The organism is Chryseotalea sanaruensis, assembly GCF_003990915.1.
GTDB lineage: Bacteria > Bacteroidota > Bacteroidia > Cytophagales > Cyclobacteriaceae > Chryseotalea > Chryseotalea sanaruensis.
In genome coordinates this window covers 140538-167129 of sequence record NZ_BHXQ01000007.1, presented here as the reverse complement: position 1 = coordinate 167129, position 26592 = coordinate 140538, and the positions used below count along the sequence as shown (strand labels likewise).

Genomic DNA, 26592 nt, shown 5'->3' with positions numbered 1-26592 from the left:
TTTGAAATTATTTTATTAGCTATAGAACCGAACCTTCTCCGCCATTCTTTGCAACGAAGTACTATCGTTATACTTGGTCAGGTCTTTGAGCGGCACCCAAGCCAAATCATGCGATTCTTCCGTAATAACTAAAGCATCGTTCATATCAGCCTCCAGCAAAAAGCGCACATCGTAATGATCGTGTGCACCAAAATCTTTTCTGGCAGGAATGGGATGTATGTCAATATCGAAAACACCTTGCTGCAATAATTTAAAATGCTTCACTCCCGTTTCTTCCTCTGCTTCACGCAAGGCAACATTGAGTACGTGTTCATCACCATCGGCATGTCCACCGGGTTGTAACCATTTGTTGAGTTTAGCATGGTGCGTTAAAAGTACAAATTCACGATTACGATCAACGATCCAGGCAGACCCGGTGATGTGGCCGGGTAAGTGCGTGCGTTGATAAGCATCTTTATGTTCTAGTAGAAAAAGAAAGGAAGAGATGAAATCCATCTCTTCCTTATATGTAGTCTGATACTGCTCTAAGGCTTGTAGCAGCGATTTTCGATCCGTCATCTATTGAATAATAATATTTACCTTGTTGATTCGGTTAGCGACTAAGGCTCCTGTTTTTTCGCCACCACCAAAATTGTTAGCATCCCCTTTTTTAGCAAGCACAAAATATTCCTGCGCATTAAGCTCTTTAAACTTTACAATCCCTTTGTCGTCAGTGGTTCCGCTTTGCACAGGGTTTTGTTCTTTTTCATAATCAGCTTCGTTAGCATATAAAGTTACACTAACACCTTCTTCAGTGTTGCCCAGTTCGTTACGAACGGTAATGTGCATTTGTGTTTTTATAAGTTGTGAACCTCCAATAAAAAATGCGATTAATAATAAAGTTGTTTTCATAGTCTGTCCGTTTTATGTTCAATTCATTTTTACTGTTGAGACTCGATGCTCGAGTCTTGTAGACTCGATGTTCGAGTCTTGTAGGCTCGATGCTCGAGTCTTGTAGGCTCGATGCTCGAGTCTACAAAATCCGATATTCTAATCTAGAGATTCGAGCATCGAATCTTCTACTACCGCACCAATACAACGCCACCTCTTTGTTCTTTGGTTCCATCTTCTGGTCTAAAGCTGCTCTTGTATTTCACCACATAGGCATACGTTCCTGCTGGTAAGGTAGCGCCATTTTTATAACTACCATTCCATCGGAAATTTAAATCGGTAGATTGATAAACCATTTCACCCCATCGGTTAAAAATAAAGACTTCAAAACCTTCTTCTGCGATAAAGAATGGAAATACATAAAAATCCTTTGTTTGTTCATTGCTGCTACCAGGCCTGAAAGCAGTAGGAGCTACTATCCTTGGTTCGCATTCAAACACAATGGTAGTTCTGTCTGAGCTGGGGCATCCGAAATTATTGATAAGATCAACTGAATAAATGCCAGGCTCTGTTGCTGTAAAAGTCGGATCGAATATGTTAAGGGATACGCCATCTTTAAACCATTCTAACGAACTGAAGCCATTACCGGGATTAAGTAAAACCGTACTGGTTTCGGGATCGCCATTAGCAGGGTCATTGCAGATTAATGCAATATCGAGGAGGAGCCCTGGTGTTGTTGGCGCATTTTCAATTGTTATAGATGCTTCATCGCTACAAACATCACGGTTTGCTGTTACTTCATACAAACCATCGCGTGTGTCTTGCAGGGTTGCTGTAGATGCCCCAGAAATAGTGCTTCCATTTAATGTCCAGCTGTAGCTATCTGCTAACTGAGTTGTCGCTGCTGATAAAGTAAACGGAGTGCCTTCGCATGGAGGTGTAGATGATAGTGTAGCACTAAACTCGCCAACCACATTAACCTGTAATGGGGCTGAAGTACTTGTACAACCTGAGATGCCACTTCTTACCGTTACAGTATAGATAGCATCATCATCAGCAGTTGTTAGTGCCAGACTTTGTCCGCCTATAGGATCAGGCGCTGGTGTTCTTGTCCATAGGTAAGTAAAATTACCGACAGGACTAGCGTTGAGACTCACCTGATTCAAACAAGGATCGCTTTGTGTTAGCAAAGCGTTGAAAGGCGCAACCGCAGTAGCAGTAAAGGGACTGCTTACCGGACACAGCGTTGCATTGTCAACTTCAACAATAAGATTCCAAGTGCCGGGATTCAGTGTTACACTCGCAGTATTATTTGCACCATTAATACTTCCTGCTTCCGATGCACTCCAATCAAAAGTAAGTGGTGCGGCATCAGAAGAACTTACCGTTACAATTGTTTCTCCTGAGGGTCCACAGTCTGTAGTGAAGCCATCGATGGCAACTTCTGGACCTTGGTTAACTAAAATGGGCGCAGAGGTGCTTACGCAGTTGTCACTTGTTCTGGTAATTTCAACAACATAAGTATCATTACCTGGCACAGCAGCGCTTGTAAAAGGTGTGGTGCGAATTTGATCTGCGCCTGTATCCACATCTGTATTGGTCGCATTAATAATGCGGTAGGTAAATGAGGTTACTACATTGTGCGTAATGTCTAAGAAGATGTTAGGATCGCATGTGCCATTTTGTGTTGCGGTAACTGTAATGGCTGCATTGGCTATACCTACAACACTTGTAGTCTGGCAACCCGACAAGTCGTCTATTACAGTTAAACCATAACTTCCGGCAGCTATGCCTGTAATATTTTGATTGATAGGACCAGGTTGATTTACCGCTTGAAATGCAGGAGGGCCTGTGAAAAATATAGAGTAACTACCACCTGCTGTTGCCAGTGTAATAGCTACCTCGCCATCAGCGGTAGCGCAGCCAGTAGCATCGGTTGGTGTAGCTGTAAACACTGGTGTTGCATTGATTGTAAATGTAACGCTATCAGCAACGGAGCATGTAGTAAAGGGATCAAGTACAATCACTTTATATTCAAATACTCCAGGCGCTGATGTATCTACATTTCTAGTTTGAGTGGTAGTAGTATTTCCACCATTTACAGTCCAGGTATAATCCAGGTTAGGATTCTGCGCATTCAATGGTGATATGGGAGTATCTTCGCAAATGGTAAGGTCAGGACCAAGCTCTACCTGCGGTCGGTTATCAGCTACTAACAGACTACCGTTGGATGTACAGCCATTGATGTCGCTAATGGTTACACCTATAATACTTTGCTGACTAACAGTAATGGTACGGGTAGTTTCACCGGTTGTCCATAAGAAATTTAGGTTGGCAAGGTTAGGATTGGTGGCTGGTGTAGCTTCTAACTCTATTGACCCAGAACATAATACAGGCACTTGTCCGGGTTGTAAAAAGCTTGGACTTGCTGGTGGCGCCACAATGGTAATCTGTTCTGTTAAGGTTGAATCCAGACCACATCGGTTAGTGATTCGCAGAGAAATTAAATAGTCGCCTGCGGTGGCAAATGTAAAGGAGGTGCTATCACCAGTGCCACTGCCTACTAAAGTATTGGAAGGTAGTTGTAAAAAGCGCCAGCTAAATTCGTCAATGTTATCAGTACCTGTGCCTAAGAAGACAGTTGGTGATCCCAGACAGACACCTGTTGCCGTAATACTCGGTTGTTGTGCAGGGGTAGATACATTTTGCGCAAAGTTGGGTAAGCCCAATCGACTGTTGGTTCCGCCAAGTAAGGCAAAACTATTTAATACAAAACCAGATACTTGAGTTGTGTCTTCGTTAGGTGAAATGGTACCTAAAAAGTTTTGTCCTTCAACGGCTACATAAATTTGTCCATCAGGTCCGGTTTGAATTGCCCCCAGTCTGTTGACCACACTTGGGAAAGCATTTTTTAAATAAGGATTCCCCAATGAGTCAATTGAAAATTCAAAAAGTTGAGAAGAAGCGCCACTCAGTGTTGCATATAATTTATTACCACCTGGAGAAAATTCAACGCCATACACCTGACCACTTGTGCTGTTCAGGTTTGCTGTTCTAAAGTTGCTAACAATACCAGTGGCATTGTCAAAATCGAATAACTCGACCACATTAGAAACACCAGGTGTAGAAAGCGCAACAGCAAGATGTGCTCCCAACTTCATATAGCCTTCGCCATTTGACTGTATGGTCAGGTTGTGATCTGAACCTATACTGGAGATAATGGGAGAACCAATGCCTTGGGGACTAATGTTATAAGCTCTAAAAGAGTTATTGCCATATTCGTGAGCAATTAGCCAATTGTCGTTACCAGTTATGCGCTCAGTACTTTTTGCAAACAACAAAATATTTTGCTGTACTAAATCGCCAGAGCCATTGTTGGCCTTTAAGTCGTACAATGAGTAACGCAACTCAAAAGTTGAAGTACCAAAAATATTTTGTGTTGTAAAAATATAGTAAAGTGTTTCATCGCCTGCAACTGGCATAATAAAGGCTGATTGGGTAGAAGCAAGATCACCACCTATACCAGTAGCCAGTTCGTTGAAATCTCTATCCCACACTGAAACCCCATCGGTAAAGAAAATGGTTTGACCATTTTGATCGCAGACAATCGCGCAGCCTTCTGGCGCATCCATCACTGTATTGGAGATTGGGACGGTACCATCATTAAAATCAATACCCGCCCGATTACCGAAGTACCAGATGTTAGCACGTTGTTCCTGTAAACCATATTCTTTTATACTTACACCTGCATGTGCAGCGCAACCACTGGCATCAGTGACTACCACATAGTAATAACCGGCCGAGTCGGGTCGAAGTGTTGAGATAGTTTGTCCGGTCAGAATTCCACCTGGGCCAAACCATTGCGTAGAAGTTGGTGAGCCGCCTTGTACCTGTACTTCTACTGAGAAATCATCGGTTGTATCATCGGGGCATGAACCTTCACCATTATTAATGGGCAATTCACATTCGCAGGCAGTGGTGTCTTGCACAAGTGTAAGACTTAAATCAAACTGTGTAATGGATATATTTTTTAAGAAAGAGGCAGTATCACCTTTTAAAAATGCGCGTACCCTTACTGGGAAAGTTCCTCCAGCGGTGTAGGTATGAACAGGACTCCAGTTATTTGAAAAATTACCATCACCAAAATCCCATACAAGGCTGTCGGCACCTGGTGTAACTGTGGGAAAGAAAGTGGTATTGCTATTAGAACATAAACCATCTTCAATAAAACTGACAGTAAGTGTTATTCGTGCTTTCGGAGCAAAGGCTGGAAATTGTTTTGCAGCAAAATCAATATTGCCAAAAGCATTAGCCAGATAGGTAGTAGTTGCTGCAACGGAGTCGGTATCGGATAATCTGCCCACCAGGAAAGGGCCACCAGCACTAGTCTGGTATAAGTGATAAATAGCACTATCGGGTGCCATTTGTATACCCCAGCTTCTGAATAAACCTGAGGGTAAGGTGGTAATGGTATCTACAGTGTTAGTTGGATTTGTCAAATCATATTGAAGTAAGTTTGCTTCAATCCCTGTATCACCTGTTCTGGAGATGTATAGAAACTGACCATTAAAACTAAACTCAGTGTCGTATGTCGCTGCTTCGGTAGTAGCATTGGCAGAAGTATTGAACAAGAAGCGTTCGAAAGCAAGTGCGCCCGTCTCGTTGTCAAACAAAAGTGTAATAATATTTAATGCAGGATCTTGAGGTGCTACGGCTAATCTGCCGCTTGCTGCATGGTAAGAAAAACTGGCAGGATTGCTATCGAACCCCAAGCCACCAAAAGTTGTGTTAGTAATGCCTGCTTCGCTAATCTCAGTAACTGTATAGTTAGCTGTTGCGACTTCATGCGTAATAAGCCAATAAGCAGTATCCAGAGGGCTAGATATTAACAACATCGCTTCAGATCGGTTGGTTAACCCAGTGCCTACTGGTTGATTGCGTGTTACCACATCACCTGTGGCGGGCGCAGGAAAAAGAGAATTACCAAATTGCGCCATATCAACAGTACTCATCGTAACTGTTCCACCTCCATCTCTTGTAAAAACAAAAAACTGGTTAGCCTGACCGGGCACCGGACATAAGGCTACTGGTTGGTTAGTTACAGATGCTCCACCAAGGCCAGCACCATTGGGCATCACCTGACCATTAGCATCATAAATATTAGCACCATCTGTATAAAACAGCAAATTGCGATTCGTGTGATCTGTAGCCACACCCGATCCGCCAATACCAAAAGGTTGATTTAAACTTTTAGTGATAAGCTCGGCATCATTATTTGTTCTGTCGAAGCGAATGGCGTGCGTGCTGTTGCCGAAATACCAATTATGCCGTGATAACTCCTGAGCATTTGCAAAACAGGTTAAAAGAAGGAAAAAAGCAAAAAGTAGTTTACGCATACAGTCAAATCTTACCCAACTTAGGGGAGTGGCACCAAATCATCAATACTAAAACGCCCGAAGCCAACGAAAGTATACAATTTGACTAAAAATTGCGTTAAGTGAAGGACAAAAGAGTTGTTTTAACTCGCCCACAGTTTTTTAAACCGTGTTAATCCTTTTACTTTGCTTCAATGAGCTGGATTCAAATCATCCAAAAGCCGATAGTTAAGGCAATTTTAGTGTCAGCATATATGCTGTTCACCAGCCTTCAAGTAACTGCGCAAGATCCGCAGTTCTCGCAATTTTATGCAGCCCCATTATACCTTAATCCCGCATTAGCTGGTGCTACAGGACAAGCACGGGTTGGACTTAATTATAGAAATCAATGGCCATCGCTTGAAGCAAATTTTACCACCATGTCAGTTTATGGTGATTATTTCATTGAAGACAAGAAAAGTGGTGTTGGTTTCCTGATTTCGCGTGATGTGGAGGGTTTGGCTGGTCTTCGTTCCCTTCAAATAGCTGCACAGTATTCATACGAAATGGAGATCACTAAAAATTTGGGCTTTCGCCCTGGTTTTCAGGTGGCTATGTTTCAGCGCGATATTAATTTCGACAAGCTGACTTTCGGTGATCAGTTCGATCCGACCACTGGAGCCATTATCAGTCCTGCAACAGCAGAACAGTTTAATACCAACTTCAGCAAATTTTTTGTTGACCTCGGTGCGGGCGGTGTTTTCTTCACAAGGAAAGCATGGTTAGGTGTTGCTGCGCATCATTTAAACAGACCAAATCAATCAATCATTGACGAAGAAAGTAAGCTTCCAATTAAATATTCAGTGCATGGTGGTTTCAAATTTAAGTTGAAGCAGGGTGTTCAGGGCAGTGGCGTATATATGCGCAATACAGAAAGGAGCATTTCTCCTGCTATTCAATATCGTCATCAAGGCCAGTTCGATCAGTTAGATTTAGGACTTTATTTTACATTAGAACCTTTAGTGCTCGGTACATGGTACAGGGGCATTCCATTTAAAGCAGTAAATGGTTTTGTTAATAATGAATCTATCGTATTGCTTTTAGGATTTACACAGCTTGGCGCAAAGGATGCCATTAATATTGGTTACAGCTTTGATTATACCATTTCACGTTTGGGTATTGGTAGTGGCGGTGCCCATGAATTTAGTTTAGTGTATACCTTCCCTCTGCGCAATCCACGTAAACCACCAGCAGATAAGCTGGTTATTCCTTGTCCTGATTTTTAAGTCATGAAGAATATACTTCTTTGGGCAGCAATGGCTGTTATTTTTTCATCTTTTGAATGCATGGAGCGGTGTAATGAAAGTGAACCACCGCCTTTCATTGAGTGTCTTTTTATTTTTGAAGATGCGGATAATATAAATCTGCTTACTTCAAATCAACTAAGTTTAGCTTCTATAGAAATGAGAAGTGTGGAATCAGGTGAGTTATTAACATTTACAGAGTACAACGGTGGTATTCTGGTTAACTTTTCTGAAGGTGAAGAGAATTTTACTTTAACTACCTTACTCAAAGACTTTGAATTTGCTGTTGAGGTAGACAGTTTTGAGGGTGAGTGCAATAGAGTCTATGAGCTTTCTGCTTTTTCTATTGATGGTCGCAGCATCACTTTTACGCAGCCTGTTTTTACTTTTAGGTTTTAAGGCCTTTCTTCCTCCATATTTTTCAGCTCTAATTCTAAGGCGCGTGTGCTGATTGAAATTTCTCGTAGCGATAAAGAGAGTGAGAGAAGTAACGAAAATAAACTGCCGCCAAAAGTAATTACTGCCCAATTGCTATGCTGGTAATAAATAAACAGCATGCTTAAGACGCACAGTAAAAAGCTAAATATGCTTGAGCTTTGCATGTAGCGTATCAGGATTAGTCTTTCTTTCAGGTTTTTAATTTGCTCGCGAATCACATCACGCTCTTCATGTATTTGCTTGTATTTTGTGTGCAGGTTACGAATCAATGTCGCTAGTGCCAGAAAGCGATTGGTATACGCCAGCATCAACAAAGTAATGGCGGGAAAAAGCAGGGCTGGTGTATTAAGTGAGATTTCCATGTTACTTTTTTACATTATTATCCTAGTAAAATTAAGGAACTTTAAGTAACCACTTGATTTTCTTGATTCTCTTATCTTTCTCTCTGATGGAGAGAGGTAGGAAAGAGGCCAATCAAAAGCATCAAGAAAATCAAATGGTTTAAGATGATTTTACTTTTTAAAGTCTTTGTTCCAAGTAAGTGTGTCTTCTACTTGTGAAATACGATAAACAGGGCCAATTAATACAATCTTACCTTCTTCAATTTTCATTTCCATACGCTCAGCATTAAACCAATACGAGAATACTTTTTTGAATTTTGATGTTGGATAGAAAACTAGACTGCTTTCTGTTAATGTTTGTGTGGTTACTTTAAATTTCTCTATACGCGCCAAAAGCTTCGTATTAAAATCAGTTATGTTGTTAAATTCTGTTATTGTTAATTTTGATTGCCTAAAATTATTAATCATTAAGGAAGAAATGAGTGAAGGGTATAGTAAGATCCAGTAGAGGCTATTCCAATACCAAATAACATCTTTGGATTTTTCAGGACTGAAATGATTGGATAATCCGTAAACGGAGGCGGCTAATAAAGATCCCAGACCTGTCATTAACAAAAATGCTTTCCAATTAAATGCTTCTCTTTCTGATTTTATGCTCATGCATTTACTATTTCATGAACGCCATCTTCAATTGCAACCTGATAAAACGCAGGAGTAACCTTAAAGGTATTCTGATAAATTTCCATTACCGCCTCTTTGAATTTTTCTACTTTATCATTTGCGATCAAATTAATAGTACAACCACCAAAACCTCCCCCCATCATGCGAGCACCTGTTACTACATGTTGCTTGGCAATGTCTACCAGCACATCTAACTCAGCACAACTTACTTCATAGACTTTACTAAGGCCTTCATGTGTTTCATACATGCAGGCACCGAAGGCTTTCAAATTATTTTCTTGTAGTAATGCTGCCGCCTGTTGTGTTCGTTCAATTTCACCCACAATGAAAGAGCTTCTTTGATATGATTCTGCCGGAATTTTTTGCTGATAACTTTTCAGTAATGCTTTATCAACGTGACGCAGGCTTTTTACTTGAGGGTTATCTTGTTGAATAATATGAACTGCCTCTTCGCAAGAGGCTCTTCTTTTATTATAGGCAGTGGAGGCAAGTGAATGTTTTACTTTACTATCTGCCAGCAAAAGGGTGTGGTCTTTCAAGGCAATCGGAAAGTACTGATGTGTTAACGAACGGCAATCGAGTAGTATTACCGAATCTTTTTTACCAAACAAACTGGCATATTGATCCATAATGCCACACTTTACTCCTGCAAAATTATGTTCGGCCTGCTGTGCTATTTTCGCGAGTTGTAATTTGTCTAAACCAAAGTTAAAAAGTTCATTAATAGCAAAAGCAAAACTGCAACTTAATGCAGCTGAAGAGGATAAGCCTGCGCCAATGGGTATGTCACTACTAAAAATGGCATCGAAGCCTTGTGGCTTACAATTCAATTGTTGAAAACCATAAACAACACCTTTAACATAAGTAGACCAATCGTTACTTGGTTTCAGGTCATTCACCGAAAATGATACCTCAGTTGCCTCATCTTGTGCAATTACGTTACAGGAGTCGGTGGTGTTTAGTGCGATTAAAAGCTTAACAGATTTATCGATGGCAGCTGGTAAAACAAAACCATCATTATAATCAGTGTGTTCACCAATTAAATTAATTCTGCCAGGAGCCTGAAAAGTACGAGGCACTTTTTTGAAACGTTCTTCAAATATTTTCTTCAATGTGTTAATCATTTTTACGAAGACTCATACCAATGGTACCCAATAGAATTAGAATAGCAAGCCATGACGATGCCGTAGTAATTTTATTGCCTGTGTAATATGCAGCAGGTTTAAACTCAAATTTAATTTCATGCTTACCTGCAGGAACAGCCAGTGCTCTTAGCACATAATTGACGCGCATTATTTCCGCTTCCTGATTATCGATGTAGGCTTTCCAGCCTTTTGGATAATAGATTTCAGAAAATACAGCCAGTCCATTAGCAGTGTTGTTACTTTCGTAAATCAACTCATTTGGTTGGTAGCTGGTCATGCTTATAGTTGCCAATGAATCTGCTTCCACAGCAGGTACTTTAAATTTAGAAACATCAAGTACAGCTTCATTTTTAGTGTCTGTATTTTTAAGTGCAGCTAATTCTTCAGTTGGCGAATTAACTTGTTTTATAGATTGTACAAACCAGACAGGACCGTTGGCTGCCGGATTAGGTATTATATTGTTGCGCTGATTACCATAAGTAACATACTTAACGTTCAGCATATTCATGACGTTGTAGTTATCATAGCGTGGATTGCCACTTTGCAAATCATTAATGAAAACATTTGTTTCATCGAACAATGCAGAGTCGTATAAATCCTGGTATCGTCTCATTTTCGCACCATGGTAGCCGCCAATCGATTGGTGGAAGTATGAAGTGCGAGCTTCGCTGAAGGTGCCTTGTAAATTGTACACCCTATACTTGGATTTGTCTTTTAGAATTTCGCTATCCGCTTCTGTTGGTGCAAAGAAAGAGTTATCCCTCTTTCTGACATACTTCTCTTTTGAAAGATAGCGGGCATCTATACCAACCATATCAATCAGAACAAGTAGAACCAAACCGATTGGGAGAAAATAGGCCTTTATGTATTTATTCAACGTGGCCCAAAGTAATGCACTGAAAATGGCAATGAACCAGAATGATCGCATGGCATCACTTCTCAAGAGCGAAGTTCTATCGTCTTGCAAAGCATTAATAAACCAGGCTGGCAATTGACTTTCGCCATCTGCCAAAAATGATCCGAAGCCACCTGTAATTCCGAGTAGGAAACAAATACCAGCAACTATGCCTACAGGATAAATAAGTTTCTTCTGTGATTCTTTCCAGGTTAGTGATAATAATTTTTCTAGTCCTAGTAAGCCTAATAAAGGCATTGCAAAAAGTATAAGCAATAATGCAAAAGTTACAGAACGGAATTTATTGTAAATGGGTAGGTGATCGAATATGAAATAATTAAAACTTTCAAAACTGCTTCCCCAACTCAGCATCACACCAAAGATGGAGACTGGTACTAGCCAGGCAACGTATTGTCTATCGGCAAAGGCAATACCAATGGCAAAAAGCAGGCAGACAATTGCCCCAGCATAATAGGGTGCTGTATTAGGTTGAGGTCCCCAATAAGCTCTCGAATAAGAGGCTAGTTGATTTGCCATTTGCTCATTACCTGAATTCATCAACGCTTTATAGGTTTTACTATCAGTATCCTGTACTAAAAATTCCCCTGTACCACCACCATAAAAATTGGGGATAAGTAAAGTGAAGGGCTCCAGAATACCATTGCTATATTGAAATGCATAGGCTTTATCTAATCCATCGGGATTATCATCAATGAGTTGTTCGCTAACAAGCTCAGACTTACCGCGAATGGAGTAAGCAGAATATTCCTGTACAGCCCAAAGAGGAGCAAAATATGTTCCCACAGCAATAATGGCAGAAGGGATGAGTATGGCCACATTGGTAAATAGTGCGGCAACTTTTTTATCACGAATGGCTAAAACTAATTGCATGATACCATAACCTAATACAATTAAGAGTAGGTAATAGGTTATTTGAACGTGATTTTCACGTAAGTGTAAAGCAAGACCTGCAGTGGTTAAACCAAAACCGAGTAGTCGTCTGTTGGTGAAAACCAGATGGATACCAGCCATTACCAAAGGCATAAAGGCAATGGCACCTATGCGCGCATTGTGTCCGGCTCCAAGGCCAATAATCATGTAAGATGAAAGACCGAAGGCCAGCGCTCCGGCAATAGCTAAATAGGGCCTTACTCTAAAAGCCAGTAATAGAATATAATAGCTGATAAAGGCTGCAAAAATATTATTTACTGCGTGTGGCAAATTTAAGGTAACTATTCTTTTGAGATAGGAGATTGCTTCTGTGCCCCATTGAACAGAGATAAGGTAAGCCGGCATACCGCCAAACATGCTATTTGTCCACAAAGCTTCTTCGCCTGTACGCTCTCTATAGTCTATTATTTCTTTAGCACTACCCTTAAATTGCTGAATATCATCTTGCTGCAAGGTTTTGCCATCGAAAAAGACAGGATTAAAGAAAAAGATGCTGACAACCAGAAAAGTAAGTATGGCCAGCGTATGTGGAAGTACATGTTCCGCGAATCTGATTTTTTTCATGGATGCAAAATAGATAAAAAGTGAGGTTGTATTGTAACCTTTTCTTTAACCTTTCCTAGCCATTAAGCACCGCTCCTGTACTGGGTTTGCAATCAAAACTTCTTTCCCCCATATTTCCTTTTTACCTGATGTTCTACCTTAACCTTTACTTCATGAAACAATTCAATTTTTCGTGTTTTGGAAGGCTGTTTTTGTCTCTGGCGCTTACCCTACCGGTTTGGGTGTTTGCGCAAGATGATCAACCGCTGGCTCCTGTATCACGAACGTATGCCATTACTAACGTTAATATTATCCAGGCACCAGGTCGTAAAATCGATATGGGAACCATATTGGTAAAAGACGGAATTATAAAAGCCGTTGGAAAAACTGTATCCATTCCACCTGAAGCTATTGTCATTAAAGCAGACAGCATGTACGTGTATGCTGGTTTTATTGATGGTCTATCAAGGGTTGGTGTAATTAAACCAAAAGAAGAAACGAATCGTGAAAGACCGAAGGATCCAGGAAATCCTACTAACGAGCGTGCTGGTATCACACCTCAAAACGATGTACGCAACGAGCTTAATCCTGCCGATAAATCATTGGAAGAATTAAGAAGTGTTGGTTTCACCACCGCGCATGTAGTTCCTTACGGTGGTATGCTACCCGGTAATGGTTCAATCATTTTACTAGGAGGATCTTCTGCAGATAATATGGTGTTGGCAAGCAAAACTGCTTTCTATTCTGAATTAACTTCGGCACAGCGTGTTTATCCTGCGACTGTAATTGGTGTAATGGCAAAATGGCGCGAGTTATACAGACAAGCCAACCTGAGCAAAAATTATGAAAGTTTATATGCTGCTAACCGCAGTGGATTGGAAAGACCTACAACGGATCGTGTACTGGAAGCTTTTTATCCAGTAATCGATAAAAGACAACCAGTTTTATTTAAATCAGAAAAAATACTGGATATCCAACGTGTGTTGACATTGCAAGGTGACTTTGGTTTTTCTTTAATGTTAGCTGATGTAAAAGAAGGCTGGGATGTAATAAACAAAATCAAAGCAGCCAATGCAAAAATGTTTTTGAGTCTCGATCTTCCTGAAGCTAAGAAAGAAGTAAAAGAAGGTGATAAGAAAGAAGGCGATAAAAAAGATGAAAAGAAAGATGATAAGAAAGCGAAGTCTGCAGTAGAGCTTGAAAAAGAAGCTCTTGAAAAACGCAAAGAAGAATTTTCCGCCAAGTACACTGCACAACCAGCTGTATTTCAGAAGGCAGGTATTGCCTTTGGTTTCTCCAGTTTAAGTGCTAAGCCTAAAGATATTCCTTCAAACCTTAGAAGGATGATTGCAGCAGGACTCACCGAGGATCAGGCTTTAGCAGCATTGACAACAACACCAGCACAATTGTTGGGATTAAGCGACCGCATGGGTTCAATTGATAATGGTAAAATGGCCAACCTGGTTATCAGCGACAAGTCATACTTTAATGAAAAATCGAAAGTGCGTTATGTATTTGTTGATGGTCAACTTTACACATTGGATGTGAAAGAAGAGAAGAAAGGGGATAAGAACGGAGCGAAGGCATCTGTGCAAGGCAATTGGTCTTATTCAACAGAAACACCTCAGGGCACCAATACCGGTAAAATAAAGTTGAAGAATACTGATGGAACTTATTCCGGTAGCATTACCAGCAATATGTCGGATAGGGAAACAGAAATTAAAAATGTTGCTGTAGATGGAAATAAGTTGTCTTTCACTTTCGATTTTCAAATGGGAAGCAACACCATGGCAATCGAAGTGAACCTTACAATAGATGGAACTTCTTTTGATGGTTCGATGAATGTTGGTTCTTACGGAAGCTTTCCGATGAAGGGTTCAAAAGATCCAGGTCTTTAATTTTAAATGAGATTGACGATGAAAAAGATATTTAGTTTATTCTTTGCCTGCGCCTTACTCACCACAGCTACGGCTCAGGTGCAGCGCGGCAATATGTTAATTAAGAACGGCACCGTTCTTACCATCACAAAAGGTAATCTTGAAAATACAGATGTACTTGTTAAAGATGGTAAGATCAGTCAGATTGGTAAGAACTTAGTTGCACCGGCTGGCTATCAGACAGTAGATGCTACAGGTATGCACGTAATGCCTGGCATTATTGATGCGCACTCACACATTGCCTTAACAGCCATTAATGAAGCCACGCAGCCCAACACAGCACAAGTTTGGACAGGCGATGCTGTGGATCCTTTTGATGTTTCAATCTATCGCGCCTTGGCTGGAGGTTGTACTACTTCACATGCCATGCATGGTTCTGCCAATGCTATTGGTGGTCAGTGCGAAACGATCAAGCATCGTTATGGAACAACAGATCCTGAAGTGTTGAAGATGGAAGGTGCACCACGTACCATAAAGTTTGCGTTGGGAGAAAACCCAACACGTGTACACGGTGAAGGTAACGGTATTGTGCCACGCTCACGTATGGGTGTGGAGTTTGTTATTCGTGAAGCTTTTAGCGAAGCCAAAGAATACATCGCTGCATGGGATACCTACAATGCTGCCAAGAATCAGAAAGGCTTCAGAGGAACACCTCCAGCCTACGATTTGAAGAAGGAAACCATTGCTGATATTTTAAAAGGTAACATCATTATTCACTGCCACTCCTACAGAGCAGATGAAATTTACATGTTGTTGCGTGTTTGCAAAGATTTTGGTATTAAGAAACTTGTATTCCAGCACGTGAATGAAGGTTTTAAGGTAGCACCTGAATTGGCGGAGTACGGTGCTATGGCCTCTGTATTTGCAGACTGGTGGGCATATAAATTTGAAGTATACTATTCAACAGCTTACAATGCAGCTATCTTAACTAAGAATGGTGTTACAACTTCTATCAATTCAGATTCAGAAGAATTAATTCGTCACTTGTATCATGAAGCTGCAAAAACACAAAAATATGGCGGACTTAGTGATGAAGAAGCGTTAGCATTAATTACAATCAATCCAGCCAAGCAGTTAGGTATTGAAGCAAGAGTAGGTTCATTGGAAGTTGGTAAAGAGGCAGACATCGCAATCTTTAAAGGGCATCCACTTTCTTCATATGCTGTACCAATGGTTACGGTAGTAGATGGTGTTGTTCGTTTTGATCGTGAGAAAGATGCAGACGACCAAAGAATTTATGTTGATCCTAAGGCTGTTGTTGATAATGCAACATTCCATAACTACAGTCATAACCACGACAACTGTTTGGAAGGTGCCGAATTGAACATGGTGAAATTGTTTGGCCTAAACTAATACAGCGATGAAGAAGATAAACTATTTAATAAGCTTGTTATTGGTTTGTGTTGTATTCGCAACACAGGCGCAGAGCCCAAAAGGTAAAACAGGAACTTTTGCACTAACCAATGCAACAATTCAAACGGTTACGAAAGGTGTTATTCAAAATGGCACTGTCGTTATCAGCAATGGTAAAATTGAAGCCGTAGGTGCAAATGTTACAGTGCCACAAGGTGCAGAAGTAATTGATTGCAAAGGGCAATGGATTTATCCAGGAATGATTGATGCAGGAACACGTTTAGGTCTGGTTGAGGTGAGCGCTGTGCCACGCACTGTTGATTACAGTGAGGTGGGAGATATTGTACCGCAGATGAAAGCACTGACAGCGGTAAATCCAAACTCGGCTTTAATTCCTGTAACCCGCGTTAGCGGTGTTACTACTGTAGTGGCTTCACCCGATGGTGGTTTAATACCCGGTACTGCTGCACTCATTAATCTGCATGGTTATACACCAGATCAAATGTATGCAGGTTTTGAAGGCGTGGTCATTAATTTTCCAAGTACAGGTCGCAGAGGTTTCTTTGATAGAAGATCAGATGAGGATATTAAAAAGGCAAATGAAAAAGCTATTGGTAAAATCAATGAGGCTTGGGATAAGGCAATACAATACCATAAAATAGATTCTGCAACCAAAGGAAAGGGCGTTGGCTACTATCCTGAATTGGCTGCACTTATGCCAGTGGTGCGAGGTGAACAAATGTTGATGATTGAAGTAGAGGCTTCAAAAGACATTCAGGCAGCCTTGAAGTGGATTAAAGAGAAGAAAGTGAAGAAAGTAGTGCTTTGTGGCGTCCAAGAAGGCTGGAGAGTAGCAGATGAAATCGCGAAAGCAGGCATTCCTGTAATAACAGGCCCGGTTCAAGCTGTACCCTCCAGAGAATATGATCGTTACGACCGTGCTTATTCAAACCCGGGTTTGATGAAAAAAGCTGGAGTTACAGTGGCAATCAGAACCAGCAATGCAGAAAATGTACGTAACCTGCCTTATCATGCAGCGTATGCTGCTGCTTATGGCATGGGTAAAGAAGAAGCACTTAAAGCAGTAACTATCGTTCCGGCTCAGATATTGGGCGTAGCAGACAAATTAGGCTCAATTGAGGCTGGTAAGAGTGCTACTTTATTCATTTGCGATGGCGATCCGTTTGAAACCAAGACAAATATCATACAGGTATTCATCGATGGCTGGCAGATACCAATGGTGAGCCGTCATACACAATTGTATGATGAGTTCCTGAAGCGAGATCCGGGCGTTAGCAAGACACAGAAATAAAAAAAACTTTCAAGTGACATATAATCCGCCCGCATCGCCTTGTGATAGCGGGCGGATTTTTTTATAACCCATTCATTTTACACCTTTGTGATATGTTCCCATTTGGTCTCCATAGTGCTAAAAGTTTTGCCATTGATTTGGGAAATACCAATACTTTACTCACAGATAAAGACAAGATTTTATTGTCGGAGCCATCTTATATCGTTTTTAACGAAAACCATTCAATAAAAGCAGTAGGGGAAGAAGCTTACTGTATTTTTGAGAAGAGCCATCATGCACTGCATCCGGTAAAACCTTTGCGTTGTGGAGTTATTGCCGATTATCAGTCAGCTGGAAAAATGATTCGCACCCTTGTAGATAAGGTGTATGGGAAGAATTTTTTAAGCAGAGGTTTTGATACCATTATTACCGGTGTTCCTTTTCATACAACTATGGTGGAGCGCAGGGCTTTTAAAGATACGCTCGATCAGTTTAACCCAAGAAAAACACATCTATTGTTTGAACCTTTGGCCGCAGCTATTGGTATGGACATGAATATTTGTGAACCGGAAGGTAAGTTTATTGTCGATATTGGTGGTGGTATTACCGAAATGGTGGTGATATCATTATCAGGTGTTGCAGCATTTCAATCGATTAAAGTAGCTGGTGATACTTTTGATGAGGCAATTCGTGATTATTTCAGAAGAGAGCACAACCTGTTAATAGGCATACGTACTGCAGAGTTAGTGAAGAAAAGCATTGGTGGTGTTTATGCTGATGTTGGCATCGTTCCTCCTTCTATTTTTGTGAAAGGAAAATCGTTGGCAGAAGGTATCCCCATGAGTGTGGAGGTAAACTATCTCGAATTGGTACATGTTCTTGATAAGCCCTTCTCAGAAATTGAGAATGGTATTATTCAAACTTTACAACACTGTCCACCTGAGTTGGCTTCTGATATTTATGAAACAGGCATTCATGTTACAGGTGGCTCTGCTTTATTGAAAGGATTAAAACAACGCCTGGAGAAAAAAATCTCTTTGCCAGTGCATATCGATGATAATCCGCTCACCTCTGTGAGTACTGGTATTTCAAAAGCCTTACGCAATCCAAAAAAATATCAGAGTGTACTGATTGAAGCTTAAGTTGATTCGTTGATGGAAAAACACAAAAAACCACTCCCTGGTCTGTGTCCTCACAGGCCAGCATCAAAACCGTTTAATATCAAGTAAGAATCTTATTCTACTCATCGTAACCTCAGGGACTATGAGCAATTATAATTCAACCATACTGTTTCGGTCTGCGAGGACACGGACCGAAGTAGAGAGAACCCATCTAAAGTACAAGGTTTGAATATCATTAAGTTCCATTCTTATCTGTTTTATTATTCCTCATCCTTCACCACCTTTGTTTTTCAGAGAATGGTTATGGTAAAAATAGAACTTGAGCGCCTGGACAATGATTTTCTCATGCAGGCGAAAAACGACAGGGGTAATCTTGTACAGTTAGACGCTTCACCACAGGATGGCGGGCAAGGTAAGGGTTTTGGCCCGATGCAGGTTTTACTGGCAGGAATGGGTGGTTGCAGCGCTATTGATGTTGTAAAAATTTTACGCAAACAGCGTGAACCATTGGACGATATAAAAATTACTATCGAAGGTGAGCGCGAACCGGAAGCGGTTCCTTCCTTATATCAAACTGTGCATGCCCATTTTAAACTGTACGGTAAGTTAAATCCTGATAAAGTACAAAAAGCAGTAGCGTTGTCAGTTGAAAAATACTGTTCAGTAGCCAAAACGTTAGAGAAGTCAGCGAAGATTACTTACAGCTTTGAAATTATTACCCCATGAGTGAGCAAAAAGAAAATTTTGAAACCAAAGCCATCAGAACGCAAACTGAGCGCAGCCAGCATCATGAGCATGCTGTTCCTCTCTACCTTACTTCAAGTTTTGTGTTTGATGATGCTGAACATGCACGAGCCCTTTTTGCGGATGAAGTAAGTGGTAATATTTACACACGCTATTCAAATCCGAATAACAATGAATTTATAGAAAAGCTTTGCTTATTGGAAGGTGCAGAAGATGGCATTGCCACTGCGTCTGGTATGGCAGCTATGTTTTGCAGCATGGCCGCTTTATTAAAATCAGGAGATCATGTATTGGCTTCGCGGTCGGTATTCGGTTCAACCCATCAGATATTGAATGCACTTTTTCCTCGCTTTGGAATAGAGCACACCTATGCTGACATTGATGACACCGCTTCCTGGGAATCGAAAATAAAGCCTAACACAAAAATGATTTTTGTGGAAACGCCTTCAAACCCTGCATTGGATCTTTTAGACTTGCAATGGTTAGGTGATTTGGCAAAGAAGCATAATCTGATTTTGAATGTTGATAATTGCTTTGCTACGCCTTATTTGCAAAATCCAATTAAGTGGGGTGCCCACATTGTAACACACTCGGCAACTAAATATATTGACGGGCAAGGCCGTGTAATTGCAGGTGCCATTGTTGGTAAAAAGGAATTGATAAAAGAGATACGTTTCTTTGCGAGACATACAGGCCCTTCATTATCTCCCTTTAATGGTTGGATATTATCGAAGAGCCTTGAGACCTTGGCTGTGAGGATGGACCGACATTGCCAGAACGCATTGCAATTGGCAACTTTTCTGGAAACACAAAGTCTGGTTGTAAAAGTGAAGTATCCTTTTTTGCCTAGTCATCCGCAGCATACTTTGGCTAAAAAACAAATGCGCTTAGGGGGAGGCATAGTTACATTCGAAATAGCAGGAGGAATTGATAATGGCAGGAAATTTTTGAATGCCTTAAAAATGATATCCCATTCGGCTAACCTTGGCGATACGCGTAGTATAGCTACGCATCCTGCCTCTACTACCCACTCTAAACTGAGTGATGCAGAAAGATTGGCTGTAGGTATTAGCCCTGGATTGATTCGCATTTCTGTAGGGTTGGAAACTATAGAAGATATTATTGAAGACGTTAAACAGGCGATAATAGCAACTGGCGCTTAGTTTATTAACAGACGTTTTAAAAGCTGTTCTTTATTTTTATCTTAACAGCATGTCATCGTCAGAACGGCTTAAGGAATTAAAACATACAAGGAATCGCAAAATTGAATTTCAGCGAGCGGTTAAAGATGTGCTGTTTATTACAGCCGGTATTTTTTCCGCTGCCTTAGGCTTAAAGAGCTTTCTGTTACCCAACAATTTTTTAGATGGTGGTGTAATGGGTATTTCCCTGCTAACCAAGTTACTGACTGGTATTAATCTCTCAGTACTGGTGGTAATTATTAACCTGCCTTTTATTGTAATTGCTTATACACAAGTTTCCAAAAAATTCGCTTTTAAAACATTAGTGGCTATTGCAGGCTTAGCCGTTGTTTTGGCGGTAGTTGAATTTCCAATTATCACCTCTGATAAATTACTGATAGCATTTTTTGGTGGATTCTTTTTGGGTTCTGGTATTGGTTTGTCCATTAGGGGCGGGAGTGTTATTGACGGAACAGAAGTGCTTGCTATTTTTTCAAGCAAGAAAACAACACTTTCTGTCGGTGACATTATTCTTGTTTTAAACATTATTATTTTTTCAGTAGCAGCTTACCTGATCAATATAGAAACTGCACTTTATGCTATTCTTACGTATTTGGTGGCTTCTAAAACGGTTGACTTTGTAGTGCATGGTATTGAGGAATATATCAGCGTGATGATTGTCTCTCATAAAAGCAAGGAGATACAAGAGGCTATTATAAACAATATGGGAAGAGGAGTTACCATAGTCAGAGGTAAAGGTGGCTATGGTAAGCGTGGACATCAGCAGGAGTACGATGTAACCTATACTTTTATAACAAGACTAGAACTTCAAAAGTTGAAAACCGAAATCGCGAAGATTGATGATGATGCCTTTGTGGTAGAACACAGTGTAGGCGATATAAAAGGGGGGATGATCAAGAAGCGGTCGCTGGGCGACTAGAGCCAGAAGAAAAAAGATTCTAGTCCTTTTTCTCCTGCTTTTTAGTCTTCATAAAATCGATATAACCTATAGCTGTAGCGAATCCTATCAATACGGCTACAATCGCTATAAAAATACTTACTCCGTCACCTGTGTATTGTGTAAACATGGCTTTTTGTTTGATGCTACAAATTTAGACTTTTGCAGCGAAACCCTACGATGATTTTTCTGTTAAAATTTCCTAAATTCTTAAGCAATGTCTAAGCTCTTGTTACTCAGCAACTCTACTATGCCCGGCACACCATTTTTTGCCTGGCCAAAGTCATATATAATGCAGTTTTTAGCCGGAATTGAAGGAAAAGGACTGTTTATTCCCTTCGCAGCTGTCACTTTTTCTTTTGATGAATACGAGCGGATTGTAAAGCAAGCTTTTAGCGAAATGGGTTTCGAATTGAGTAGTTTCCACCAATTAAAAGACAAGCAAAGGGCCATTGAGGAGGCAAGTTTTATTGCCGTTGGGGGTGGTAATTCGTTCGCTTTGCTATCGCGGATGTATGAGTTTAACTTACTGGAGCTGGTGAGGAAAAAAGTTGAAGATGGCACGCCCTATCTTGGCTGGAGTGCAGGGGCTAACTTATCCTGCCCAACTATAAAGACAACCAACGACATGCCTATTGTACAACCAGTATCTTTAGATGCTCTTAATCTTGTGCCCTTTCAGATTAACCCACATTACCACGAGTTAAAATTTGAAGGACAGGGTGGGGAAACACGAAAAGACAGACTTAACGAGTTTCTGGTGTTAAATCCAGATAAGTGTGTGATAGGCTTACCAGAAGGGATGTTGCTGGAACGCCAAGATGATAAGTTGACTTTAAAGGGAAATGGAGAAGCTAAAATCTATCAGGCGAATAAAGTAATGCAGACAATTAAAGCAGAAGCAGATGTTTCTTTTTTATTAGCTAAAGGTTGATTAATGTGTTAACAAAACTTTTAGATTCGCTAATCCGTTTGGACACCACTAGTTTTAAAAGCAATAAGGGTTTCATAAAAGAGACCATCCGTCAGACCGCTGAAAGCAGAAGTAAACCGCGGTCAGACGGATTTTGAGTAAAGACAGGGCTAGCAGTTTTTTTAGATACCCAATTCTACTCTTTCTCTCTTCAACACTTCAATGATGAAACCAATGTGTTCGTTCAGGTCAACACCAAACATAGTGGCTCCTGTGTAAACCTCATCTCTTTCTACTTTGGCTGCAAAACTTTTATCTTTTAACTTCTTCACCACCGACTTAACTTCCAGTGTTGCAATGCCTTCAGGCCTTACCTGCGCACACGCCACAATAAAACCAGTTAACTCATCGCAGGCCAACAAGGCTTTATCGAGGAGTGAGTTATAAGGCACATTCCATTTTGTGTAGTGAGCAGAGATGGCATGCGCTATACTTTCTTCCCCGGCTTCTCTCATTTTGGCTACAATAATATTTGGATGTTCTTCCGGCCAAGCTTCATAATCAGCGTCATGTAACAATCCAGCTATGGCCCACTGTTCTTTATCTTCACCTAATTTTTCGGCATAGGCTTCCATGACCAGTTCAATAGTGCGCATGTGTCTTAACAAGCTTGCATTTTTAGTCATGGAGTTAAGTAGTTCTCGGGCTTCGGTACGGTTCATGAGGTCCAAAATAACAAACATGCTTGCAGAAGACAAATTCAAAATCGTAATTCGTCATTCAATACGGTTTAGTTAAGCCTCCATGTTCTTCCTCTCCCCTGGAGAGGATTAGAGGTGAGGCCATAAAAAAGACTTAACTAAACAATATTGAATCGTAATTCGTAATTTTTCAGAATGTTTGAAGAGCTTAAAGTTTTAGAATTGGCATCTGTACTTGCAGGCCCAAGTGTAGGTCAGTTCTTTGCAGAGTTGGGAGCCACAGTTATTAAAGTAGAAAATAGTCAAACCGGTGGCGATGTTACAAGAAGTTGGAAAGGTGCCGATGAACAAACTGATGATCGTTCCGCTTATTTTTGTTCTGTAAATTGGGGTAAAAAATCCATCGCTCTTGATTTAACCTCCGTGGAAGGAAAGAGAATTGTTCAGCAACTGGCAGCAAAATCAGATATTATAATTGTCAGCTATAAACCCGGTGATGCAGAAAAATTAGGCGTTGCTTACCAACAACTAAGAATTAACAACGAACAACTAATATATGGACAGATAACGGGCTATGGTTCAAACGACCCTCGTGTGGGATATGATGCGGTAATACAAGCTGAGTCAGGTTTTATGTTTATGAATGGTGAACCTGATGGTGCTTCATTGAAATTGCCTGTGGCCTTGATTGATATTCTTGCAGGACATCAATTAAAAGAGGCTTTACTATTGGCATTGCTAAAACGAGAGCGAACCGGAGAAGGTAGTCTGGTGGAGGTGTCATTAATACAAACAGCCATTGCCTCTTTGGCAAATCAGGCGACTAATTTTTTAGTGGCTGGTAAGATACCACAAAAGCAAGGTTCAATTCATCCGAACATTGCACCTTATGGTGAGGTGTTTAAAACAAAAGATGAGAAAGAATTATTACTAGCTGTTGGAAACGATAAGCAGTTTAGAGATTTATGTAAAGTTTTAGGTAAGTCACAATTGGCAGGTGATACCTTGTACAAAACCAATTATGTAAGGGTACTTAATCGAATATTACTAGGAGAAGAATTGAGTGTATTAATTAGTCAGCAGTCATCAGTTACCTTACTGCCGCAGCTACAGCATTTAAAAATCCCTGCGGGACTCATTCATGATATTTCACAAGCATTGAGTACGCCACAAGCAGCACCCTTAATACTATCAAGTAATGGACTGAAAGGTGTGAGTACATTTGTCGGTAATTTTTCTGGTGTTGATAATAAACAAACAGCGATGAGGCTGTCAGCACCTCCGCATTTAGGGGAACATACTGATGAAATATTAAAGTTTATTGATTAGCACTGATCCAAAGCACAGAATTTCCATTATGGAATTCATTGTCTTCCCATTGATCGTTGGCAGGGTCGAGTATCCAGTTTCCATCAACAATAAATTTGTATAAGCATTTACCGGACGGTAAGTAAACATCAAGCTTCCAGCCATCATTTACTTTTGTCATTCGCACACTATTCCATCCATTAAAGTTGCCCGCTACTTTTACGTCTGTAAATTTTCCGCTACTTGTTTTAAAAGTAAAAGTGTGGTTGGGATTGAAACACAAAAATGAATTACCACTTTCGGTATTTAAATTTTGATTATCAGGATCGTTGATCCAGTTTCCATCAACAACAAATTTATACTCATAATTACCTGAGGCGAGTGTGAGGGGTAGTTCCCAACCATTAGTAGTTTGCTTCATTTTTAATTCCTTGTCTCGCCAATCGTTAAAGTTTCCTGTAACAAAAACATTTTTAGCCGTGGAAAAACCTTTTAAAGTAATGACCAGCGTTTCTCCCAGTTCAATAACTGAATTGATATTACCAAAGCCGTCATCGCGCTGTTTGGGATTACCAGGATCTGTTATCCATCTGCCATCAACAATAAACTTGTAATTGTGCGTACCCTCTTTTAGAAAAACGGGCAAGGCCCAGCCTTCACGGGTTTTACTCATTTTTAATTTTTTCTCATTCCAATCATTAAAACTACCAGTAACAATTACTTCTTTGGCTTGTAAGAATTCTTTAAGCACGAAAGTGTAGTTGTAAGTAAAGTATATCGAATTATAACCGCCATGCCCATCTTCTTCTTGCAATCTATTCTGATTATCATGAAACCAATTACCGTCTGCAATAAATTTGTAACAATGCTTACCCGGATTTAATATTACATCAGCAACCCAACCACTGTCCACACGCGTCATTGGTGTGAGCATTGTACTCCATTCATTAAAAGTCCCTGATAGATATACACTCCGGGCTTCTTTTCTGCCATTTACATAAAAGCGTGTTTTACCGTGAGGTAGCGTCTTGATGGTCTCTTTTTTAAAGTTATTTACGCCAAAAGTAGCCTTGGTTTGCTCAGCTATCAGGTTGGTCATTTCATTAGGCATGTAAGCGCCCACTCCCTTTACTACCTTGCCTGATAATTCACTTAAAGGTTTGTAAACTGAAATATTCCCTTTACCATTTTGCTGTACCTTCCAACCCTCGGCAGACCATTTACCCAAACTACCAAAGCGCCAGAGCGAGTCGATGGATAAACCATTTAAACCAAAATTATTAATGATAGCCTCCTGCTCTTGTAAGGGTAAATTTGAATTAAGGGTACATACAATAGTATTGCCCACAATGCGTATACCGACAGGTTGCGCAAATGCTCCTTGCCATGCAATGATGATAACGGACAATATGGTAGTGTACCTAATCATTAATTCAAATCCTGAAAGGCATAAACAGTTAATTCTTTCTTCCGGAAGTTTATGCAAATTATTCCCTTATTCAAAAACTCAAATCCAACCATACCATCAATTTGTTGTTCTGTAGCATTTCCAAAGTCTTCCAGATTACTTATAACAGTTGGCAAGTTGCTCAAGTTCATTGAACCAATGGTAAAATCATCAAGCCTGCCTACCAAAACTTCAACTTTAGCGCCTCCTGTGCCTAGTAACACCGATCTTCGTGCCAAAGTAAATTTTTTAAGCACCTTATCAGAAACATTGCCATTAATTACATTGGTTTCTGCACCGCTATCTAAACAGAGATTCAGTTTTTTACCTGCAACCACTCCTTGCAGCATGATGGTACTATTCACAATTCTAACGGGAATTTTCATCATTTTAGGAGTAACAGGACTCTCGAGGTTGCTCAACTCGTTTCCTTTCTTATCAAGTTTTTTGAGTACAAGAATATTTTTTTGAAGGTCGATAGTCATTGAGAATTCTCTAAAAATATCCACGCCTAATAAACCAAGAATTTTTACACTGCTCCTGTTTTCAATATGACTTAGTTCAGTTAGCCTCGCCTTAATCCTTTCGAAGCGTAGTTCTCTGATTTCAAGCTGATCAATCCACGTATTTTTAACAGGGCCAGAAGGAATACCTCCAACATTGCTGGTAATGGCATCTGAGCTAACCCAGTATTTTCTAAAATAAGTGTGGTTCAATATAAGATCAGGGGCACCTGTATCAATAATAAAATTACCCTGCATGGTATCAATTCGGGCTTCGATTAGCAGTAGCCTGTCCACACGTTTAATTGGAATAATAAGTGTTTCAAAATTCCCTTTTGGTTTTACACCGATTAAATGAAGATCTAAAATGACTGAATTGCCTGTAATGGGATTTTTTGCATTTCCCTGGCCCGCTAAGCTTGTAATAAGTGAAAGTAATATGCAGGCAATCAGTTTCAAATGGGTGGATTTGAATTTGTAAATACGTTTACAGACTAAAATAGTTATTGTTTTGAGATTAAACTATTTTCTGAGCTTGGCTTACATCACTGGTCACTTTCGGACGCAAAAACCTCAGTAATTTATTTTTTCGGTAGTTATAATTGAGTAGGGG

Annotated in this window: 22 protein-coding genes; 11 read left to right on the top strand and 11 right to left on the bottom strand. The window is 40.3% G+C overall.

The window, feature by feature from the left end:
* Positions 1 to 15 precede the first annotated feature (15 nt).
* From SanaruYs_RS17765 to SanaruYs_RS17755, 3 genes are all read right to left on the bottom strand, one after another.
* A complete protein-coding gene (locus SanaruYs_RS17765; RefSeq protein WP_127123952.1) occupies positions 16 to 558 on the bottom strand; it encodes an NUDIX hydrolase in 543 nt (180 codons plus the stop codon).
* Complete coding sequence (locus SanaruYs_RS17760; RefSeq protein WP_127123951.1) at positions 559 to 891, bottom strand: SpaA isopeptide-forming pilin-related protein; 333 nt, start codon at positions 889 to 891, stop codon at positions 559 to 561.
* Positions 892 to 1061: 170 nt separating this feature from the next.
* The gene (locus SanaruYs_RS17755; protein ID WP_127123950.1) at positions 1062 to 6266 is read right to left on the bottom strand and encodes a T9SS type B sorting domain-containing protein; all 5205 of its coding nucleotides are present in this window, start codon (positions 6264 to 6266) and stop codon (positions 1062 to 1064) included.
* Between the two features lie 173 nt (positions 6267 to 6439).
* Between SanaruYs_RS17755 and SanaruYs_RS17750 the strand changes: the two genes are divergently transcribed.
* Together SanaruYs_RS17750 and SanaruYs_RS17745 are read left to right on the top strand one after the other, a co-directional pair.
* Positions 6440 to 7510 carry a PorP/SprF family type IX secretion system membrane protein gene (locus tag SanaruYs_RS17750; protein WP_127123949.1) on the top strand — a complete coding sequence of 357 codons (1071 nt, stop codon included), beginning with the start codon at positions 6440 to 6442 and terminating at the stop codon, positions 7508 to 7510.
* Positions 7511 to 7513: 3 nt separating this feature from the next.
* The gene (locus SanaruYs_RS17745; protein WP_127123948.1) at positions 7514 to 7927 is read left to right on the top strand and encodes a hypothetical protein; all 414 of its coding nucleotides are present in this window, start codon (positions 7514 to 7516) and stop codon (positions 7925 to 7927) included.
* Here SanaruYs_RS17745 and SanaruYs_RS17740 read toward each other — a convergent pair.
* The 4 genes from SanaruYs_RS17740 to SanaruYs_RS17725 all read right to left on the bottom strand — a co-directional run bounded on the left by SanaruYs_RS17740 (position 7924) and on the right by SanaruYs_RS17725 (position 12543).
* Positions 7924 to 8328, bottom strand: a complete 405-nt coding sequence (locus SanaruYs_RS17740; protein ID WP_127123947.1) for a DUF2721 domain-containing protein — start codon at positions 8326 to 8328, stop codon at positions 7924 to 7926. The two genes, SanaruYs_RS17745 and SanaruYs_RS17740, sit on opposite strands and share 4 nt — an antisense overlap.
* 150 nt (positions 8329 to 8478) lie before the next feature.
* Positions 8479 to 8967, bottom strand: a complete 489-nt coding sequence (locus SanaruYs_RS17735; RefSeq protein WP_127123946.1) for a hypothetical protein — start codon at positions 8965 to 8967, stop codon at positions 8479 to 8481.
* Entirely contained in the window at positions 8964 to 10112 is a 1149-nt protein-coding gene (gene galK, locus SanaruYs_RS17730; protein WP_127123945.1) for a galactokinase, read from the bottom strand. The genes SanaruYs_RS17735 and galK overlap by 4 nt, the downstream gene beginning before the upstream one ends.
* Complete coding sequence (locus SanaruYs_RS17725; RefSeq protein ID WP_127123944.1) at positions 10105 to 12543, bottom strand: YfhO family protein; 2439 nt, start codon at positions 12541 to 12543, stop codon at positions 10105 to 10107. Before SanaruYs_RS17725 ends, galK begins: the two co-directional genes overlap by 8 nt.
* A 152-nt stretch (positions 12544 to 12695) precedes the next feature.
* On the opposite strand from SanaruYs_RS17725, the gene SanaruYs_RS17720 reads away from it, so the two are divergent.
* From SanaruYs_RS17720 to SanaruYs_RS17690, 7 genes are all read left to right on the top strand, one after another.
* Positions 12696 to 14420, top strand: a complete 1725-nt coding sequence (locus SanaruYs_RS17720) for an amidohydrolase family protein (protein ID WP_127123943.1) — start codon at positions 12696 to 12698, stop codon at positions 14418 to 14420.
* An 18-nt stretch (positions 14421 to 14438) separates the two neighbouring features.
* Complete coding sequence (locus tag SanaruYs_RS17715; RefSeq protein WP_127123942.1) at positions 14439 to 15812, top strand: amidohydrolase; 1374 nt, start codon at positions 14439 to 14441, stop codon at positions 15810 to 15812.
* A gap of 7 nt (positions 15813 to 15819) precedes the next feature.
* The gene (locus tag SanaruYs_RS17710) at positions 15820 to 17124 is read left to right on the top strand and encodes an amidohydrolase family protein (RefSeq protein ID WP_127123941.1); all 1305 of its coding nucleotides are present in this window, start codon (positions 15820 to 15822) and stop codon (positions 17122 to 17124) included.
* A gap of 92 nt (positions 17125 to 17216) precedes the next feature.
* A complete protein-coding gene (locus tag SanaruYs_RS17705; RefSeq protein ID WP_127123940.1) occupies positions 17217 to 18245 on the top strand; it encodes a rod shape-determining protein in 1029 nt (342 codons plus the stop codon).
* 282 nt (positions 18246 to 18527) lie between these two features.
* Complete coding sequence (locus SanaruYs_RS17700) at positions 18528 to 18950, top strand: OsmC family protein (RefSeq protein ID WP_246011940.1); 423 nt, start codon at positions 18528 to 18530, stop codon at positions 18948 to 18950.
* Positions 18947 to 20131, top strand: coding sequence for a trans-sulfuration enzyme family protein (locus SanaruYs_RS17695; protein WP_127123939.1), 1185 nt, complete (start codon positions 18947 to 18949; stop codon positions 20129 to 20131). Before SanaruYs_RS17700 ends, SanaruYs_RS17695 begins: the two co-directional genes overlap by 4 nt.
* Before the next feature lie 49 nt (positions 20132 to 20180).
* On the top strand, positions 20181 to 21089 hold the full coding sequence (locus SanaruYs_RS17690) for a YitT family protein (RefSeq protein WP_127123938.1): 909 nt from the start codon (positions 20181 to 20183) through the stop codon (positions 21087 to 21089).
* A gap of 19 nt (positions 21090 to 21108) precedes the next feature.
* On the opposite strand, the gene SanaruYs_RS20430 is transcribed toward SanaruYs_RS17690, so the two are convergent.
* A complete protein-coding gene (locus SanaruYs_RS20430) occupies positions 21109 to 21237 on the bottom strand; it encodes a hypothetical protein (protein WP_262708691.1) in 129 nt (42 codons plus the stop codon).
* Positions 21238 to 21324: 87 nt separating this feature from the next.
* Here SanaruYs_RS20430 and pepE point away from each other — a divergent pair, with 87 nt between their 5' ends.
* Positions 21325 to 22041 carry a dipeptidase PepE gene (gene pepE / locus SanaruYs_RS17685; RefSeq protein ID WP_127123937.1) on the top strand — a complete coding sequence of 239 codons (717 nt, stop codon included), beginning with the start codon at positions 21325 to 21327 and terminating at the stop codon, positions 22039 to 22041.
* Between the two features lie 161 nt (positions 22042 to 22202).
* Here pepE and SanaruYs_RS17680 read toward each other — a convergent pair whose 3' ends face one another.
* The gene (locus SanaruYs_RS17680) at positions 22203 to 22763 is read right to left on the bottom strand and encodes an HD domain-containing protein (protein ID WP_246011939.1); all 561 of its coding nucleotides are present in this window, start codon (positions 22761 to 22763) and stop codon (positions 22203 to 22205) included.
* A 153-nt stretch (positions 22764 to 22916) separates the two neighbouring features.
* Between SanaruYs_RS17680 and SanaruYs_RS17675 the strand changes: the two genes are divergently transcribed.
* Positions 22917 to 24050, top strand: coding sequence for a CaiB/BaiF CoA transferase family protein (locus tag SanaruYs_RS17675; RefSeq protein ID WP_127123935.1), 1134 nt, complete (start codon positions 22917 to 22919; stop codon positions 24048 to 24050).
* On the opposite strand, the gene SanaruYs_RS17670 is transcribed toward SanaruYs_RS17675, so the two are convergent.
* Positions 24040 to 25458 carry a glycogen-binding domain-containing protein gene (locus tag SanaruYs_RS17670; RefSeq protein ID WP_127123934.1) on the bottom strand — a complete coding sequence of 473 codons (1419 nt, stop codon included), beginning with the start codon at positions 25456 to 25458 and terminating at the stop codon, positions 24040 to 24042. The genes SanaruYs_RS17675 and SanaruYs_RS17670 overlap by 11 nt on opposite strands.
* Positions 25458 to 26438, bottom strand: coding sequence for an aspartyl protease family protein (locus SanaruYs_RS17665; protein ID WP_127123933.1), 981 nt, complete (start codon positions 26436 to 26438; stop codon positions 25458 to 25460). Before SanaruYs_RS17665 ends, SanaruYs_RS17670 begins: the two co-directional genes overlap by 1 nt.
* Positions 26439 to 26592: the final 154 nt, after the last annotated feature.

Bases quoted from the DNA above. Each gene is read 5' to 3' on its own strand.
- SanaruYs_RS17745 (WP_127123948.1), top strand. From the start codon at position 7,514: ATGAAGAATATACTTCTTTGGGCAGCAATGGCTGTTATTTTTTCATCT.
- SanaruYs_RS17765 (WP_127123952.1), bottom strand. From the start codon at position 558: ATGACGGATCGAAAATCGCTGCTACAAGCCTTAGAGCAGTATCAGACT.
- SanaruYs_RS17750 (WP_127123949.1), top strand. From the start codon at position 6,440: ATGAGCTGGATTCAAATCATCCAAAAGCCGATAGTTAAGGCAATTTTA.
- SanaruYs_RS17710 (WP_127123941.1), top strand. From the start codon at position 15,820: ATGAAGAAGATAAACTATTTAATAAGCTTGTTATTGGTTTGTGTTGTA.
- SanaruYs_RS17740 (WP_127123947.1), bottom strand. From the start codon at position 8,328: ATGGAAATCTCACTTAATACACCAGCCCTGCTTTTTCCCGCCATTACT.
- SanaruYs_RS17705 (WP_127123940.1), top strand. From the start codon at position 17,217: ATGTTCCCATTTGGTCTCCATAGTGCTAAAAGTTTTGCCATTGATTTG.
- SanaruYs_RS17725 (WP_127123944.1), bottom strand. From the start codon at position 12,543: ATGAAAAAAATCAGATTCGCGGAACATGTACTTCCACATACGCTGGCC.
- SanaruYs_RS17680 (WP_246011939.1), bottom strand. From the start codon at position 22,763: ATGTTTGTTATTTTGGACCTCATGAACCGTACCGAAGCCCGAGAACTA.
- SanaruYs_RS17690 (WP_127123938.1), top strand. From the start codon at position 20,181: ATGTCATCGTCAGAACGGCTTAAGGAATTAAAACATACAAGGAATCGC.
- SanaruYs_RS17720 (WP_127123943.1), top strand. From the start codon at position 12,696: ATGAAACAATTCAATTTTTCGTGTTTTGGAAGGCTGTTTTTGTCTCTG.
- SanaruYs_RS20430 (WP_262708691.1), bottom strand. From the start codon at position 21,237: ATGTTTACACAATACACAGGTGACGGAGTAAGTATTTTTATAGCGATT.
- SanaruYs_RS17675 (WP_127123935.1), top strand. From the start codon at position 22,917: ATGTTTGAAGAGCTTAAAGTTTTAGAATTGGCATCTGTACTTGCAGGC.
- SanaruYs_RS17695 (WP_127123939.1), top strand. From the start codon at position 18,947: ATGAGTGAGCAAAAAGAAAATTTTGAAACCAAAGCCATCAGAACGCAA.
- SanaruYs_RS17755 (WP_127123950.1), bottom strand. From the start codon at position 6,266: ATGCGTAAACTACTTTTTGCTTTTTTCCTTCTTTTAACCTGTTTTGCA.
- SanaruYs_RS17760 (WP_127123951.1), bottom strand. From the start codon at position 891: ATGAAAACAACTTTATTATTAATCGCATTTTTTATTGGAGGTTCACAA.
- SanaruYs_RS17670 (WP_127123934.1), bottom strand. From the start codon at position 25,458: ATGATTAGGTACACTACCATATTGTCCGTTATCATCATTGCATGGCAA.
- galK (WP_127123945.1), bottom strand. From the start codon at position 10,112: ATGATTAACACATTGAAGAAAATATTTGAAGAACGTTTCAAAAAAGTG.
- SanaruYs_RS17715 (WP_127123942.1), top strand. From the start codon at position 14,439: ATGAAAAAGATATTTAGTTTATTCTTTGCCTGCGCCTTACTCACCACA.
- SanaruYs_RS17700 (WP_246011940.1), top strand. From the start codon at position 18,528: ATGGTAAAAATAGAACTTGAGCGCCTGGACAATGATTTTCTCATGCAG.
- pepE (WP_127123937.1), top strand. From the start codon at position 21,325: ATGTCTAAGCTCTTGTTACTCAGCAACTCTACTATGCCCGGCACACCA.
- SanaruYs_RS17735 (WP_127123946.1), bottom strand. From the start codon at position 8,967: ATGAGCATAAAATCAGAAAGAGAAGCATTTAATTGGAAAGCATTTTTG.